The sequence below is a fragment of the Gardnerella sp. DNF01144 genome, from assembly GCF_049244245.1.
GTDB classification, from domain to species: Bacteria; Actinomycetota; Actinomycetes; order Actinomycetales; family Bifidobacteriaceae; genus Bifidobacterium; species Bifidobacterium piotii.
In genome coordinates this window covers 1,069,362-1,084,922 of the sequence record NZ_CP058390.1, presented here as the reverse complement: position 1 = coordinate 1,084,922, position 15,561 = coordinate 1,069,362, and the positions used below count along the sequence as shown (strand labels likewise).

General features: G+C 45.2%; 12 protein-coding genes and 2 tRNA genes. 11 read left to right on the top strand and 3 right to left on the bottom strand.

Going from position 1 to position 15,561, the window contains the following annotated elements; genetic code table 11:
• Positions 1-40 precede the first annotated feature (40 nt).
• The gene (gene valS, locus HXT36_RS04445) at positions 41-2,797 is read left to right on the top strand and encodes a valine--tRNA ligase (RefSeq protein ID WP_421778642.1); all 2,757 of its coding nucleotides are present in this window, start codon (positions 41-43) and stop codon (positions 2,795-2,797) included.
• Positions 2,798-2,893: 96 nt separating this feature from the next.
• Here valS and HXT36_RS04440 read toward each other — a convergent pair whose 3' ends face one another.
• Complete coding sequence (locus HXT36_RS04440; protein WP_016636006.1) at positions 2,894-3,160, bottom strand: type II toxin-antitoxin system RelE family toxin; 267 nt, start codon at positions 3,158-3,160, stop codon at positions 2,894-2,896.
• Complete coding sequence (gene relB, locus HXT36_RS04435; protein ID WP_016636007.1) at positions 3,144-3,380, bottom strand: type II toxin-antitoxin system RelB family antitoxin; 237 nt, start codon at positions 3,378-3,380, stop codon at positions 3,144-3,146. Before relB ends, HXT36_RS04440 begins: the two co-directional genes overlap by 17 nt.
• Before the next feature lie 112 nt (positions 3,381-3,492).
• Between relB and argS the strand changes: the two genes are divergently transcribed.
• The gene (gene argS / locus HXT36_RS04430) at positions 3,493-5,289 is read left to right on the top strand and encodes an arginine--tRNA ligase (protein WP_421778641.1); all 1,797 of its coding nucleotides are present in this window, start codon (positions 3,493-3,495) and stop codon (positions 5,287-5,289) included.
• A 223-nt stretch (positions 5,290-5,512) separates the two neighbouring features.
• The gene (gene brnQ / locus HXT36_RS04425; RefSeq protein WP_421778640.1) at positions 5,513-7,027 is read left to right on the top strand and encodes a branched-chain amino acid transport system II carrier protein; all 1,515 of its coding nucleotides are present in this window, start codon (positions 5,513-5,515) and stop codon (positions 7,025-7,027) included.
• A 286-nt stretch (positions 7,028-7,313) separates the two neighbouring features.
• Here the strand turns inward: brnQ and HXT36_RS04420 are convergent, their stop codons facing one another.
• A complete protein-coding gene (locus HXT36_RS04420) occupies positions 7,314-7,661 on the bottom strand; it encodes a phenylpyruvate tautomerase MIF-related protein (RefSeq protein ID WP_016796989.1) in 348 nt (115 codons plus the stop codon).
• 136 nt (positions 7,662-7,797) lie between these two features.
• Here HXT36_RS04420 and HXT36_RS04415 point away from each other — a divergent pair, with 136 nt between their 5' ends.
• From HXT36_RS04415 to murA, 8 genes are all read left to right on the top strand, one after another.
• On the top strand, positions 7,798-8,307 hold the full coding sequence (locus tag HXT36_RS04415; protein WP_016796990.1) for a GtrA family protein: 510 nt from the start codon (positions 7,798-7,800) through the stop codon (positions 8,305-8,307).
• Between the two features lie 23 nt (positions 8,308-8,330).
• Positions 8,331-8,963 carry a histidine phosphatase family protein gene (locus HXT36_RS04410; RefSeq protein ID WP_421779240.1) on the top strand — a complete coding sequence of 211 codons (633 nt, stop codon included), beginning with the start codon at positions 8,331-8,333 and terminating at the stop codon, positions 8,961-8,963.
• 92 nt (positions 8,964-9,055) lie between these two features.
• Positions 9,056-9,994, top strand: a complete 939-nt coding sequence (locus HXT36_RS04405) for a hypothetical protein (RefSeq protein ID WP_421778639.1) — start codon at positions 9,056-9,058, stop codon at positions 9,992-9,994.
• Between the two features lie 39 nt (positions 9,995-10,033).
• Positions 10,034-11,596, top strand: a complete 1,563-nt coding sequence (gltX, locus tag HXT36_RS04400) for a glutamate--tRNA ligase (protein WP_421779239.1) — start codon at positions 10,034-10,036, stop codon at positions 11,594-11,596.
• Positions 11,597-11,776: 180 nt separating this feature from the next.
• A tRNA-Glu gene (locus HXT36_RS04395) sits at positions 11,777-11,849 on the top strand.
• 40 nt (positions 11,850-11,889) lie between these two features.
• Positions 11,890-11,961 (top strand) — tRNA-Gln (locus HXT36_RS04390).
• A 611-nt stretch (positions 11,962-12,572) separates the two neighbouring features.
• Positions 12,573-14,036 carry a serine/threonine protein phosphatase gene (locus HXT36_RS04385; RefSeq protein ID WP_421778638.1) on the top strand — a complete coding sequence of 488 codons (1,464 nt, stop codon included), beginning with the start codon at positions 12,573-12,575 and terminating at the stop codon, positions 14,034-14,036.
• Positions 14,037-14,154: 118 nt separating this feature from the next.
• Positions 14,155-15,513 (top strand): UDP-N-acetylglucosamine 1-carboxyvinyltransferase, encoded by a 1,359-nt coding sequence (murA, locus tag HXT36_RS04380; protein ID WP_050566871.1) that lies wholly within the window; start codon positions 14,155-14,157, stop codon positions 15,511-15,513.
• The last annotated feature ends 48 nt before the right edge of the window (positions 15,514-15,561 follow it).

The following is a 15,561-nucleotide window of genomic DNA, read 5'->3' as shown; positions in this document are numbered from 1 at the left end:
TTATAGTGCGATGTCTCAGTGAGTTTCTAATATTCAGTTCATGAGTGAACAGGATAACACAGTAAAACACGCACATTTAACACCATTGCCTAATAAGGTTGGTGTTGATGGTCTTGAAGACAAATGGCGTAGCAATTGGGACGAAGCTAAGACTTACGCGTTCCACAATTCTCGCGACCGTAAGGCCGTATATTCAATCGATACGCCGCCTCCAACAGTTAGTGGCCACTTGCATGTTGGTCACGTATTCTCTTACACGCATACGGATGTTATCGCGCGATATAAGCGCATGCAAGGCTTTGATGTGTTCTACCCAATGGGTTGGGATGATAACGGCTTGCCAACAGAGCGCCGCGTGCAAAATTATTACGGCGTGCGCGTAGATACTTCGCTTAAGTATGACCCTGATTTTAAGCCGCCATTTGAAGGCACAGAAGGCAAGAAGATTGAGGCAAAAGACCAGGTTCCTGTAAGCAGGCAGAACTTTATTGAGCTTTGTGAGCGCCTAACTTCCCAAGATGAGAAGCTTTTTGAAGCTTTGTGGCGTAGGCTTGGTCTTTCTGTTGATTGGTCGCAAACCTACCATACGATTGGCGAGCAGCCTCGCCGAGTTGCTCAAAAAGCATTCTTGCGCAATCTTGCTCGCGGAGAAGCTTATCAAAAAGACGCTCCAGGCTTGTGGGATGTTACATTCCAGACTGCTGTTGCACAAGCAGAGCTTGAAGCGCGCGAATACCCTGGTTTCTATCATAAGATTGCGTTCTGCTTTGAAGATGGTACGCCAATCTACATTGAAACTACGCGCCCAGAATTGCTTGCTGCTTGCACGTCTTTGATTGCGCACCCAGACGATGAGCGTTACAAGAAGTATTTTGGCAAGGAAGTTTACTCGCCGCTGTTTAAGGTGAAGGTGCCGATTTTGGCGCATCCTGCTGCTCAAATGGACAAGGGCGCTGGCATTGCAATGTGCTGCACTTTTGGTGACGTAACCGACGTTGAGTGGTGGCGCGACTTGAGTTTGCCAACTCGACCAATTATTCAGCGTAACGGCCGCATTGTTATGACTACTCCTGATTGGATTACGGACGAGTCTGGCCGCGAAATGTTCGAGAAAATTGCTGGTAAAACCACGTTCTCTGCTCGCAAGGAAGTTGTTGAAGCCTTGCAAGCTGCTGGAGATATGGAAGGCGATCCAAAGCCAACAAAGCGTATGACGAACTTCTACGAAAAGGGCGATAAACCTTTGGAAATCGTCACTTCTCGCCAATGGTACTTAAAGAACGGCGGTACGGACGAAAAGTTAAACGCTGAGCTTATTGAGCGCGGCAAGGAACTTAACTTCCACCCAGACTTTATGCGCGTGCGCTACGAGAATTGGGTTCATGGCTTGAATGGCGACTGGCTTATTTCTCGCCAACGCTTCTTTGGTGTGCCATTCCCACTTTGGTACCTAGTAAACGAAAATGGGGAAGTGGATTACGAGCATCCTTTGACTCCTAGCGAAGATCGTTTGCCAATCGATCCAACTATTGACGTTCCAGAAGGCTTTGATGAATCTCAGCGTAACCAGCCAAATGGCTTTACTGCCGAGCAAGACATTATGGATACTTGGGCAACATCTTCCTTAACTCCACAAATTGTGACTCGTTGGGAAGAGCCAGGTGAAGAAAATCAGGCTTTGTTTAAGGCTACTTTCCCAATGGATTTGCGTCCACAAGGCCAGGATATTATTCGTACTTGGCTGTTTAGCACGGTTGACCGCGCGCATCTTGAAAACGGATGCTTGCCTTGGAAGCACGCTGCGCTTTCTGGATGGATTCTTGATCCAGACCACAAGAAGATGTCTAAATCTAAGGGAAACGTGGTTGTACCAAATAAGCCAATTGAAGAGTTTGGTGCGGATGCTGTGCGCTACTGGGCGACTTCTGCAAAACTCGGCTTGGATGCGACTTACGACGAAGGCCAGATGAAGATTGGCCGACGCCTTGCGATTAAGCTTTTGAACGCTACGAAGTTTGCGCTCGCGATTGGCCGAGAAAACGATGAACATCAAGTTTTGGAGCCTGCTAGCGCGGATTGGGATTTTGCAAACGTTACAGAAGTTTTGGATCGCTCTGTTATGGCAAAGCTTGCATCCGTTATTCGTACCGCAACTGATGCGCTTGAATCTTACGAGCATTCCAAGGCTTTGGAAGCAATTGAAACCTTCTTCTGGGAGTTCTGCGACGATTACATCGAGCTTGCAAAGAATCGTGCTTATGGTACTGCAGAATCCACTGGACGCACTCCAAGCGAAGCTGCTGTAAAGTCTGCTCGCACAACTCTTGGTCTTGCGCTCGACGCTTTGGCTCGCTTGCTTGCTCCTTACTTGCCTTACGCTACGGAAGAAGTGTGGAGCTGGATGCATGACGGCGAAGGCTCTGTGCATCGTGCAAGCTGGCCATGCGCTAAGGCGTATGAGGCTGCTGCAAACGGTGTTTCTGCAGACACTTTGGCTTACGCGGGCGAGGCTTTGGCTACTTTGCGCAAGATTAAGTCTGAAGCAAAGGTTTCTATGAAGACTCCTATTTTGCAAGTGACTTTGAACGTAGCAGAAAATGCTTATAAGGCTGTTGAGGAGACTTTGGATGACGTTGCGGAGGCGGGTCGCGTTACTGGAGAAGTAAAGCTTAACGCTGTTAAGGCTGCAGATGCTGGCGATTCTTCTGAATCTGAATCTGCGGAATCTGATGCAACTAACGTAAACGTTTCTGTTGCTCAAAGCGAACTCGGTGAAGCTCCTGCAAAAAAGAAGTAGTCGCAAGTAATTGCAAATAGTTAATCGCAAAACAAAAGCGCTGGAAGTTAACCTTCGACCCCAGCGCTTTTTGTGTATTTAAGCACTTAGTAATAATCACTTATTGTAGATTCTGCTGCGATGATCAATATCTACAACAAAAACGGTCAGCACATTATTTTCAATTGCACAAATTATTCTGTAATCCCTTACTCTATATCTCCAAAACCCCGAATAGTTGCCAGTTAGCGCTTTGCCTCTGATTCGAGGATTGTCGAGATTGCTAATTTCGCGAAGTTCCTTAACGATTTGCTTAGCAATTGTTTTGTCAATTTTCCCTAGCTGTTTTTCAGCCCTTTTAGATAAATTAATCTTCCAAACCAAGGCGCTTCACCACGTCGTCGAGTGGAGACGTTTCTAATTCTCCACGTTTGTATGCTTCAATATCTGCCATTAGTCCATATTCATGTTCAAGTTCATCGATTTGGGCTTCTAGCGCTTGATTCATGTAAAATGAACGAGTGCGGTGAGTGGTTTTAGCGAGCTGATCATAACGATCTAAAACGTTGGAGGGTACTCTTAATCCTGTAATTGTTGCAGCCATTTCTAATCTCCATTGTAAAACATGTAAAACATATATTACCTTATATGCTGAATAACGCAATCCAATACGTTATAATCGCGAAGCATCGCGCGGTAACGCTAGACTGTAAATCATGAATCCAGAAAGCTTAAGTGAATTAATTGAAAAAATTGCTAAAGATTTAGTAGCAAGCGGTAAAGCTGGCAGTCTAACAGAAGATTTGATTCCTGCTGCCGAAAAACTTGCAGTTATGAGGCCAAAAGATCGCGCACACGGCGATTGGGCTACGAACGTTGCTATGCAGCTCGCTAAAAAAGCTGGTATGAAGCCTAGTGATTTAGCGGAACTTTTTGCAGAGCGCTTGCAAGATGCGGAAAGTATTGCGCGCGTAGAAGTGGCAGGCCCTGGCTTTATTAACATAACGCTTGATTCTGCGTCTGCCGCGGCTGTTGTAGAAGAAGTATTAAATCAGGGCGCGGATTTTGGCAAAAATACGCATTTAAGCGGCAAAACTTTGAATCTTGAGTTTGTTTCCGCAAATCCAACTGGTCCAATTCACATTGGTGGAACTCGCTGGGCAGCAGTTGGCGATTCTATGGCTCGAGTCTTGGAAGCAAACGGCGCAAAAGTTGTGCGCGAATACTACTTCAACGATCACGGTGAGCAAATCAACCGTTTTGCAAAGTCTTTAGTCGCGGCAGCTCACGGCGAAGAAACGCCTGCAGACGGCTACAAAGGCGCGTATATTAACGAAATCGCGGATGCTGTTATAAAAGAAGCGCAAGCAGACGGCGTTGACGTTCTTTCTTTGCCTAGAGTCGATCTTGGAAAAGACGAAGAAGGCTTGCCACTTGGCGAAGGCGATTCCGAGCAGCGAGAAGAGTTCCGCAAGCGCGCAGTGCCAATGATGTTTGCTGAAATTCGTAAGTCAATGCGCGATTTTCGTGTTGGTTTTGACGTGTGGTTCCACGAGAACAGCCTGTATGAAGATGGCGAAGTTGAGCGCGCTATTACAGACTTGCGTGAGCGTGGAGATATTTTTGAAAAAGATGGCGCAACTTGGTTTGAATCCACCAAGCATGGAGACGATAAGGATCGCGTAATTATTAAGTCCGACGGCAATTACGCCTACTTCGCTGCAGATATTGCATACTATCGCAACAAGCGTCACCGTGATCAGAATCCTGCAGACGTAGCAATTTACATGCTCGGCGCTGATCATCACGGCTATATTGGCAGAATGATGGCAATGTGCGCGGCTTTTGGAGATAAGCCAGGCGAAAACATGCAGATTCTTATTGGTCAGATGGTAAACGTTATGAAGGACGGCAAGCCAGTGCGCATGAGCAAGCGCGCTGGAAACGTTATTACGATTGACGATTTAGTTGATGCAATTGGCGTTGATGCTTCTCGCTACTCGCTTGCGCGCACCGACTACAACACAAGCGTTGATATTGATTTGGATTTGCTTGCTTCTCACAGCAACGATAATCCTGTGTACTACGTGCAATACGCTCACGCACGCAGCTGCAATGTGGCTCGTAACGCTGCAGATGCTGGAATTAGTGCAGATGGAGCCGATTTAAGCTTGCTTAATACCGAGGCAGATGGAGAAGTGTTGGCTGCTTTGGCGCAATGGCCTGCAGCTCTTGCACAAGCTGGCGATTTGCGCACTCCGCACAGAGTTGCGCATTATCTTGAGGATTTGGCTGCAAGCTACCACAAGTGGTACAACCTTGAGCGCGTAGTGCCAATGGAGTTGAGCGACCCAGAAAATCGCTTGCCAGAAGCAGAGCGCGAGGCTATTCGCATTGCAAAGTGCCCAGAGCCAGCGCGCGCGGCAGCTCGACTTAAGCTTAACGCTGCTGTGCGCACAGTAATTGCAGAAGGCCTTGATTTGCTAGGCGTTAGCGCTCCAGAAAAGATGTAGTTTTTACTATTATTGCGCATTTACGCTTTATTTAGGACGTTAGTTTTTATGCTAGCGTCCTTTTATTTTTAATTAGGAGACACGCGCGGATTATAACTTTTTCCGATTAAGTACATGCGATTTATTAATATACCCCCTAATATTATTTTTCGGTTTCAGTTTTGTTATTCAATGCGTTAAATAATATGCTTAAACAATTTTTCACCATATAGGAGGTGTAAGCATGAGCGTCACAACACAAAGTGTCAGCACAGACAGTGCCACGAAAAAAAGGAACTTGACAATTATTGAGTCCGCATACGTGGCGGTCATGTTGTTTGGCATGTTCTTTGGCGCTGGAAACCTTATTTTCCCAGTATTTCTTGGTGCTAACGCAGGAAACAATTCTGCTCCTGCAACAATCGGCTTTATTGTTACTGGCGTTGGTTTGCCATTACTTGGTGTTACGGCTCTTGCAATGAGCCGCGCAAACGGCCTTTTTGAGCTTTCGAGTAAAGCTAGCAAAAAATACGGCATGTTCTTTACATGCGTTCTTTATTTAACAATCGGCCCATTCTTTGCAATTCCGCGCTGTGCAACAACTTCATACACTGTTGGATTGGAGCGAATTATTCCGCAAGATGGAAACGGGCAATTGTACCTGTTCTTGTTCTCTGTAGTGTTCTTTGCACTCGCGTTCTTCTTTGCTATGAAACCAAGTGGCATACTTACGTGGGTTGGTAAAGTTCTTACGCCAATCTTCCTTGTGTTCCTAGCGGTTTTGGTATTTACTGCACTATTTTCTCCTATAAGCGGCGCTTCTTCGGATGCTGCTCCTATAGGAAATTATGTTAATAAGTCATTCTTTACAGGATTCTTAGATGGCTACAACACAATGGATGCTTTAGCTAGCTTGGCATTTGGAATTGTTGTTGTTAGCACCATTCGTCAGTTTGGTGTAAAAGATCCTAAAGATGTGGCAGTAAATACTGCTCGATCTGGATTCTTTAGCTGCTTGCTTATGGCGTTGATTTACGTTGCGATTGTCGTTGTTGGTGTGCGTAGCCGCGCGCTGTTCCCACCTGCGGAAAATGGTGGCGTGACTTTGGCGCAAGTTGCACGCTATCATCTTGGTAACGTTGGCTTATTTGTGCTTGCTGCAACTGTAACTCTTGCATGCTTAAAGACGGCAGTTGGCTTAATCGTAAGCTGTTCGGAAACTTTCTCTAAGTTATTCCCTAAAGGTCCTAGCTACAGAGTTTGGGCTGTATTGATTACGCTTGTTTCGTTTGGTCTTGCAAACTTTGGTTTGAGTGCAATCATCGAATACGCGGTTCCAGTATTGATGTTCTTGTATCCGCTGTCAATCGTATTGATTCTTTTAGCTTTGTGCGGTCGACTTTTTGGAAATTCCAAAGTTGTGTACGCTTGGACACTTGGTTTTACTGGTGTTGCAGCTGTATTTGACTTTTTGAATAGTTTGCCAACAGCTTTGCGCAATGCATTGCATATAAACGATATGTTGATTGTTGCTCAAAACTGGTTGCCGTTCTCGGAATATGGCATGGCTTGGGTTTGCCCTGCTGCTGTTGGATTTGTTGTTGGCTATGTTCGTATGGTTTTATGTGACAACAAAGGTATGGAAGAGGTTGCTCGTGCAGCTGCTGGCCCAGATCTTGAAGGCAGCGTTGCTAGTAGCGATGATTATTCTTCAAGCAGCTCTGAGTTTGACGAGTCGAATTTTGGCAATCAATCTTAGCAACTATTGGTATTGTGTAAAAGCGCATAACAGATAAGAAAAAAGTCAGTTGTCGACATTTTGTCGACAACTGAAACTTGCATCTTCTGATGGAAAAATATGAGACAGATGCCGATGATATGTAAGGAATTTTGCGCATTATTCAATCAATACCATATCCCAAAGCTGAACAATTAAAAATCAAAGCCTACCGTCTTGTTTGCGGTAGGCTTTTTGGTTAGGTTTTTGATGTGATTATTTGCGAGTTGCCACGTGCGACTTGCGATTCTCGACGTGCGACTTGCGACTAGAAGTTGCCGCCGTTCCAACCCCAGTCAGTGGTTGCAGTGTAACGAATGTAAGTGCGGTCTTGTGGCACTCCAAGCTCGCTCTCCAAAGCTGCCATAATCTGCTCTGTCAACTTTTCCCAAGCAGACCCAGGTACGCTAGAGCCAAAAACGTTCACTTCAACGTAAGCTGCAGGCTTAGTATTATCTCCAGCAAAATAAATTGGCATATTGTCTTCAAATGGGCACATAAGCCAATGCTCGCTTTTTCCTGGAACTGCGCTAATCGCCTTGCCGTATGCTGCTTTTAATGCATCGCGCTGAGCAGGTGTAGTGCTTACAGAAACGTGAGTGTGAATAACTGGCATAATCGCTCCTTTGCTAAATTTTATGGATTTTCTAAGTTTATAAACTTGTGTTGCGCAACTTATGTTACGCAATAATAAACCTGTGTTACGCAATAATTATAGTAAATTGTTAACCTCCGCGTGTTTAATTGAATGTATGAAAAAACTTATTGAACAGGTTGTTAAGTTTGGAATCGTAGGAATCATTGCGCTTATTATTGACGTAGTATTGCTAAATCTGCTTCTTCTTGTGCATCTTAATAACGTTGTTGCTGGAACAATATCTTTTATAATCTCGCTTATTTTTAACTACATTGCCAGCATGAAGTACGTGTTTAAACACCGCGAAGACATGGCTCGTTGGATGGAATTGCTGATTTTTGTTATTTCTGCAGTTATTGGTTTGCTTATTAACGATGCGATTATTTGGCTTAGCACGCTTGGAATGGTTGAAGCTTTGCGCGGCACTGCGATTTACATGCTTCGCACAAATATTGGCAAGCTTATTGCAACAGTTGTTGTAGCTGTGTGGAATTTTGTTATTAGAAAGTGGCTTTTAGACGACACAAAGTCGCAAAAACCTGATTATGATGCCGCTAAAGATAATACTTTTGCTCACAAGTTGGGCGAGTGGTCGTTAAGCCACACTCCAAAAGGCTGGAAGTAGGTTTGGAAGTAGGTTTAGAGAATATGCAAGCTACGACTATTCATTTTGTGCGTCACGGGGAAGTGGAAAATCCAAATCACGTGCTTTACGAGAGATTGCCAGGATTCCATCTTTCTGCGCGAGGCGTGCGAATGGCAAGAGCTACTGCGCAATATATTGCGACTGTTCCGCAAATGCGTGGGATTAGCGCGATTTACTCGTCTCCTTTAGAGCGCACGCAAGAAACAGCGCAACAAATCGCAAGCGCTTTGCAAATCGGCCCGATTATTTTAGACAATCGTCTAATTGAAGCGGAAAACAATTTTCGCGGGAAAAGAATCGGCTACGGCGAAGGCGCGTTGTGGAAAAACAACAATTGGAAGCTTGTATCTAACTTGTGGAAGCCAAGTTGGGGAGAATCCTACAAAAGCATTGCTGCGCGCGTTGGTGATTTTGCGTGCGAGCAAGTGAAAAATCACCCAGGAGAGCAAATCGTAGCTGTAACGCACGAATCGCCAATATGGTCTTATCGTCATTTGCTAGAAACGGGTCACGCGGAGCACAATATGCTTTTGCGCAAAACGGCCTTGGCGTCGATTACTTCGATTACGTTCGATTGCGCAAATATGAATGTGCTTTCCATCACATATGTGGATTCTGCGGCGCGTGTGCAATAGAACGTGTGGAATAATAAGCAGTAGACTTTAAAATATGCATAAAAGATGCGTAGAAACCGTGTTTTTTACAGCTAATGCGAAGGAGCGTTATTATGGGTGATTCTGTAGAAGAGCTGGATTCAAAGGCTTTGAGTCTGCTTGAGTCTGCTGCAAAGTCGGCCGCGGATTTAACTAAATTGTGGCCTTTAAGCGAAGCTCGCCATTTAGATAATGACGCAAAATATGCGGAAAATCTTGAGGTTAGGGCGATTCGCGCTATTGCTCGAATTGTTACGGATTTAGACGTTACTGTTCCAGATGCAGAGTTTGTGTATGAAGGTGCAGACGAAATTCCAGGACGCCCACAAGAGATAGTTGACGCGCTTTTGGCTGCTGCAAGCGCTTACGATGATATGGATTTATGCTACGAACCAGACTATAGCGAAGCGCAAGAAGAGCTAGAAAACAACACGAATGATGTTAATGCTATTTTTAGCAAGCTTGAATCCAATCTTTCTAACGATGTTAACGCAATCAATGGTGCTGCGGATTCTTTAAGTGTTGCTGGTAATTGGAGTGTTGAGAGCTTGCAAGATGCGTTTAGGTGCGCAAAACAAGAGTGTGATTTTTGCGGACTTAATTCTGTAGAATCGCAAAAAATTACTGCAATACTGTTTATTCTTAAAAGTCTTATTGAAAAAACCAGCAACATTTACGAAACTTTGCCTATATTCCTATATATTAACGAAGTGTGTGAGTGTGCTGGAATTCCTCGAATGATGTTTAAGGATAATCAGTGGCGTGAGCTTGTTGATTGCGTAAAAAGTGGTAAAGCTAGTGAAAATGGCGAAAATAGTATGAGCACGCTACTTGAAATTGCAGCCCCATTGCTTGAGCGTGAATGGTCAAAGCATAAGGAAGACGTTCTTTGGGATCCAGAAGTTGCTAAGAAGCTTGCAAAAGAAGAAGACGATAGAAAGTCTCGCGAAGCTCTTGCTGCTAAGTTTGCGCACGTAGAAGGTAATAAGGAATCAACGCAAGCGCTTGACTAGATAGGCATGTCCGCAGGCACGTCCGTAACGCGCGGCACAATGGAACCTATGACTGATACAGAGGAAACTCAAGAAGTTGCTAATAATGCAACAAAATCCACAAAGCCTGAACTTCCAAAGAATGTTCGCGTGCGTTTTTGCCCTTCGCCAACCGGCACGCCTCACGTTGGCATGGTTCGTACCGCGCTGTTTAACTGGGCAGAGGCTCGCCACACGCATGGTAAGTTGCTTTTCCGCATTGAAGACACGGACAACGAGCGAGATAGCGAAGAAAGCTACCAGCAGATTATTGAGGCTCTTCGTTGGCTAAATATTGATTGGGACGAGGGCATTGATGTTGGCGGAGAAAATGGCCCGTACCGCCAGTCTCAACGTATGGAGATTTATAAAGACGTAGCGAAAAAGCTTTTTGAAGCAGGATACGCTTACGAGTCCTTCTCTACTCCAGAAGAGATTAAAGAGCGCAATATTGCTGCAGGTAGACCAGCTGAGTTTGGTTACGACGGTTACGACAGAAACCTTACTGAGGAGCAGAAGCAAGCTTTCCGCGAGGAGGGTCGCAAGCCTGCACTTCGCTTAAAGATGCCAAATGAAGACATTACTTTTAACGATTTAATTCGTGGCGAAATCACGTTTAAGGCGGGTTCTGTTCCAGATTATGTGATTGTGCGCCCGAATGGCGATCCGCTTTACACGCTTACAAATCCTGTTGATGACGCGTTGATGGATGTGAACGTGGTTTTGCGTGGTGAGGATATTCTTAGCTCCACACCTCGTCAGATTGTGCTTTATCGCTATTTGATGGAAATGGGAATTGCTAAGGAGACTCCGCTTTACGGCCACATGCCTTACGTTATGGGCGAAGGCAAGAAGAAGCTTTCTAAGAGAGACCCTGAGTCTAACTTGTTCTTGCATAGAGATAACGGCTTTATTCCAGAAGGCTTGCTGAACTACTTGGCTTTGCTTGGATGGTCGATTGCGCCTGATCGCGATGTGTTCTCTATGGACGAGATGATTGAAAAGTTCGATGTGCGAGACGTTAAGGCAAACCCTGCACACTTCGACTTAGACAAAGCAATTTCCATTAACGCTGAGCATATTCGCATGCTTGAGCCTCAAGATTTTTTGAATCGTTCTGTGCCTTACTTGCATAAGGATGGCGTAGTTAGCGCGGACAATTGGGATGCGTTGACTAGTCGCGAGCGCTGGGTGCTTAGCGCTGCTGCTCCTCTTGTTCAGCCTCGCGTGCGCTTGCTTGGTGAAGTTGCTGGTATGGTCGGTAGTCTGTTAAGCGAAGATGGCTACATTGAGCCAGATGACGATGCGCGTAAACAGCTTAAGGAATCTGCTGGCGATGTGCTTGACGCTGCGCTCTCTGCTTTGAAGGGTGTTGATTCTTCTGATTGGCATACGGATTCTTTGCACGAGCTTTTGAACAAGAAGCTTGTTGAAGAAGCTGGTTACAAGCCGCGATTGGCGTTTGGTCCTGTGCGCGTGGCTCTTTCTGGCCGCAGAGTTTCGCCTCCGCTTTTTGAGTCCATGGAAATCGTTGGCAAAGACGTGACTCTGGCTCGCTTGGCTGGATTGCGTGAGCATTTGTAAAATGATTAAGCTTTAACGCGATTTGCCCCCATGCTTGTTGATTTTTGACTTGCGTGGGGGCATTTTGTAGCTGATTTGTTGTTGATTTGGTTGTTGTACGACACGCCGCTAGTTGCATATACTTGCGTTATGTTGTAAAGTCGACATTTGTTGCGTCTAGAGGCGTAGCAAATAAATTAAGCCCCCGTCGTCTAGCGGCCTAGGACTACGCCCTCTCACGGCGCCAACACCGGTTCAAATCCGGTCGGGGGTACAAAGACTGAACGGTTCCAAGAGCCGCGAAGCCTGCCAATTGGGGTATGGTGTAATTGGCAACACAGGTGATTCTGGTTCATCCATTCTTGGTTCGAGTCCAGGTACCCCAGCGAATAGCTCTCGTAATCGCGGGGGCTTTTTTGTTCGCGAATGCACTTCGATTCGCTGAGCCGCTCAAATGTAAAGTCCAGTGGACTTTACATGCGGCGAAGACGTTCGCGCAACTAATCCGCGCGAACGATGTGACGGGTTTTGTACCAAATTTGGCCTAAATCACGTACAAAGTGCGTCAATTGGTTTCTGTTTTGCCGCTTACGCGCCTCTTGTGCGAATATTCATCAGCTTAGCTTTACATACTTTTTGGCCTATAACCCATCTAACCCGCCTCTTGTGCAAGTCTTGCGCAAAACAAAACCCCCGAGTGATTGGCTCGGGGGTTTGAAAGAAGAGAAGAAGAGAGGTTCAGTTATTAGTTCTAAATCACTGATTATTGTGATTTATTTCGTCTATGTTTTATATGTAACCACTCTTTTCTTAATGTGAATAGGTTATTAGCTTAAAGTTATCTTAAAGTATTGTAAAAAAACGCTATTTTTGTGGTGTTTTGCTGTGTTTTGCGTCATCTTGCCTTGTTTTGCGTCGTCTTGAATAATCATTAATGATTTTTAGTGTTTTGCCGTGTTTTGTTGATACGCCAGATGCTGTGCCGTATGCTTGAACTATGTTAGAAATTGCAGAATCTGATAAAAGCGACTCTAAGATTTTGAAAAGCAGCCTAAATGAGCAGGAGACTTTTCAAAATGCTAAGTCGTCAAGTTTTGCTAAGTCGTCTAATGCATCTAATACGTCTAATTTGTCTAATTCGTATAGCGCATCTGATTCGTCGAAGCTTCCAACATCCGTCTCTGCAAGATTTGGTAAGTTGCAATTTCATCTTTCGGGAAAATTCCGCGTTTTACAGTTTGCAGATGTTCAAGATGCGCCAAAAATCAGCAAAGACACGATTAAGCTAATAGAGTCTGCTTGCGATGCAGTTAGGCCAGATATTGTGATTTTTAGTGGCAATCAAATTGCAGGATATGCTAAAGATTTTGCGAACACATTTGTGCGAAGACGCTGGGATGAGTCGCAAGATAACCGTGGAGCAGATAACCGTGGAGCAGATGCGCGCAAGTCGCATGAAAAAGATTTGCAAAATACGCGCAAAAAAGTCTTAGATCATATTAAATGCATGGTAAAGCCTTTAGAAGATCGCTCAATTCCTTGGGCGCTAACGTACGGGAATCACGATTTTCAGTGCGGATTAAGCAACGCGGAGCTGGATTCTTTGTATCAAGAGTTTTCGGGATGCTTGAATCGCCAGCAAACCGATGGAGAATTTTCTAGCGGATCCGCAATGTCTCTTCCAAAAAGCATTTTGCCAAATCAAATCATATTTCCTTGTAAAGCAGGAACATTCGCTTTGCCTGTTATGGACGTAAATCAAGAAAAAGTCGTATTTTCTATTGTTCTTGTAGATTCTGGCGATTATGAAAAGCGCGGCGGCTACGGAAGTCCTTCTAGTAAGACACTTGACTTTTTAGCGGATTTGCCAAACTTTTTGCCACCAAGATTTTGCGTTTTTCAGCATTTTCCGCTTCCGCAATACTACGATTTGCTGCGCGAAGTTGCTAAAGATTGCGCTGCTAAAGAACACGCAATCGAAGGATATAGGCGTTTTGCTGGAAAATACTACGCTTTAGACGATAATCGCGTTTTGCCAGATGGATATCTTGGAGAAGGCGTGAGCTGCCCAGATAAAGACAGCGGTGAATACGATATTTTGCAAAAGATTGGTGCTTTTGCTTTTTGCGCAGGGCACGATCACAGAAACGCGTTTGCGGGCAGGTGCGAGGATTCTGGCATGCTTCTAATGGCCACTGCAACGTGCGGATTTGCGTCTTACGGGCCAGTGGCTTCTAAATGCGGAGCAAGGCTTCTTGAGTTTGACATTCGTCACCCTTACGAGCCTAGAACGCAAATGCTGGAATTTGGCGATTTAGTTGGCAAAGCATCGTCTAAGAAAGCGTACACGTATGGATTAAACGCGGATTGTAGCCACGATTTGCCAGAAGTCGATTTATTGCAAAAGCCTTCACTCTTTGCAAGGATCTTAAGAAGATGGCGGTCTATGGTTGCAAAATAGCACGGATTATTTAGCATTGGCGCGAATTTGAGCGCGATTGCAACGTAATTTACATGCGATTGGCACGCGTATCGGTATTATAGTTAATTAGTTTTAGTTGCAAACGAAAGAGGTAAATGTGTCTGCGCAAAACACGGCTGAACATAACGAAAGTGGCATCGACGCTGCAGACGTTTTACATGTAGAAGGTGGCAAGCCGCTTAACGGAACGATCAAAGTTCGTGGCGCAAAAAACTTTGTTAGCAAGGCGATGGTTGCAGCGCTGCTAGCTCCTGGAAAATCCGTGTTAAAGAATGTTCCAGAGATTAGAGATGTTCATGTTGTTTCGGATTTGCTTCGATTGCACGGCGTAAACGTAAACGTTGATGGCGCTGCAGGCGTTGTTAGCATTGACGCAAGCAACGTTCAACTTGCAGATGTTGCAGACGTAGACACGCTGTCTGGGTCTTCTCGTATTCCTATTCTGTTTTCTGGCCCGCTTCTTCACAGGCTTGGCGAGGCTTTTATTCCAGCGCTTGGTGGGTGCAATATTGGCGGTCGCCCTATAGACTTCCATCTTGAAACTTTGCGCAAGCTTGGCGCAAATGTAAACAAAGACCACGAAGACGGTATTCATATTACTGCTCCAAACGGTTTGCGCGGAACTAAAATCCATCTTCCTTACCCTTCGGTTGGTGCCACTGAGCAAACTCTTCTTGCAGCTGTTCTTGCAGAAGGCAAAACGGAGCTTTCTGGAGCTGCAATCGAACCAGAGATTATGGATTTGGTGGCCGTTTTGCAAAAAATGGGCGCAATCATTTCTGTAGACGTTGATCGCACATTTAGGATTGAGGGCGTAGATAAGCTTCAAGGTTACAATCACACTGCTTTAACAGATAGGATTGAGGCGGCATCTTGGGCTTCTGCGGCGCTCGCAACTCACGGAGATGTGTTTATTAAAGGCGCAACTCAGCCAGAAATGATGACATTCTTAAACGTTTTCCGCAAAGTTGGCGGCCAGTTTGACGTTGCAGATAACGGTATTCGATTCTGGCATCCAGGCGGAGACTTGCATCCAGTTGCTATTGAAACAGACGTTCATCCTGGTTTTATGACCGATTGGCAGCAGCCGCTTGTTGTTGCTTTAACGCAAGCTAAAGGCTTGAGCATTGTGCACGAAACAGTGTATGAGAATCGTTTTGGCTTTACAAAGCCGCTTGTACAAATGGGCGCAATGATTCAGCTGTATCGTGAGTGCTTAGGCTCTCTTCCATGCCGATTCCAGCAGCGCAATTACAAGCATTCTGCTGTGATTTTTGGGCCAACGCCTCTTACTGGTCAAGATATTGATGTTCCAGATTTGCGTGGCGGCTTTAGTCATCTTATTGCAGCTCTTACAGCAAAAGGACCGTCTAATGTTAAGGGCATTTCGCTTATTGACCGCGGTTATGCAGATTTTAGAGGCAAGCTCACTGCTCTTGGTGCAGACATTGATTGATTAGTGTTATTAATGCTAGCAATGTAAGCAATGTAAGCAATGTAAGCA

What these genes read in the sequence shown, in the direction of transcription:
- brnQ (WP_421778640.1), top strand. Translation starts at nt 5,513, where the DNA reads ATGAGCGTCACAACACAAAGTGTCAGCACAGACAGTGCCACGAAAAAA.
- argS (WP_421778641.1), top strand. Translation starts at nt 3,493, where the DNA reads ATGAATCCAGAAAGCTTAAGTGAATTAATTGAAAAAATTGCTAAAGAT.
- gltX (WP_421779239.1), top strand. Translation starts at nt 10,034, where the DNA reads ATGGAACCTATGACTGATACAGAGGAAACTCAAGAAGTTGCTAATAAT.
- valS (WP_421778642.1), top strand. Translation starts at nt 41, where the DNA reads ATGAGTGAACAGGATAACACAGTAAAACACGCACATTTAACACCATTG.
- HXT36_RS04410 (WP_421779240.1), top strand. Translation starts at nt 8,331, where the DNA reads ATGCAAGCTACGACTATTCATTTTGTGCGTCACGGGGAAGTGGAAAAT.
- HXT36_RS04420 (WP_016796989.1), bottom strand. Translation starts at nt 7,661, where the DNA reads ATGCCAGTTATTCACACTCACGTTTCTGTAAGCACTACACCTGCTCAG.
- HXT36_RS04385 (WP_421778638.1), top strand. Translation starts at nt 12,573, where the DNA reads ATGTTAGAAATTGCAGAATCTGATAAAAGCGACTCTAAGATTTTGAAA.
- HXT36_RS04405 (WP_421778639.1), top strand. Translation starts at nt 9,056, where the DNA reads ATGGGTGATTCTGTAGAAGAGCTGGATTCAAAGGCTTTGAGTCTGCTT.
- HXT36_RS04415 (WP_016796990.1), top strand. Translation starts at nt 7,798, where the DNA reads ATGAAAAAACTTATTGAACAGGTTGTTAAGTTTGGAATCGTAGGAATC.
- relB (WP_016636007.1), bottom strand. Translation starts at nt 3,380, where the DNA reads ATGGCTGCAACAATTACAGGATTAAGAGTACCCTCCAACGTTTTAGAT.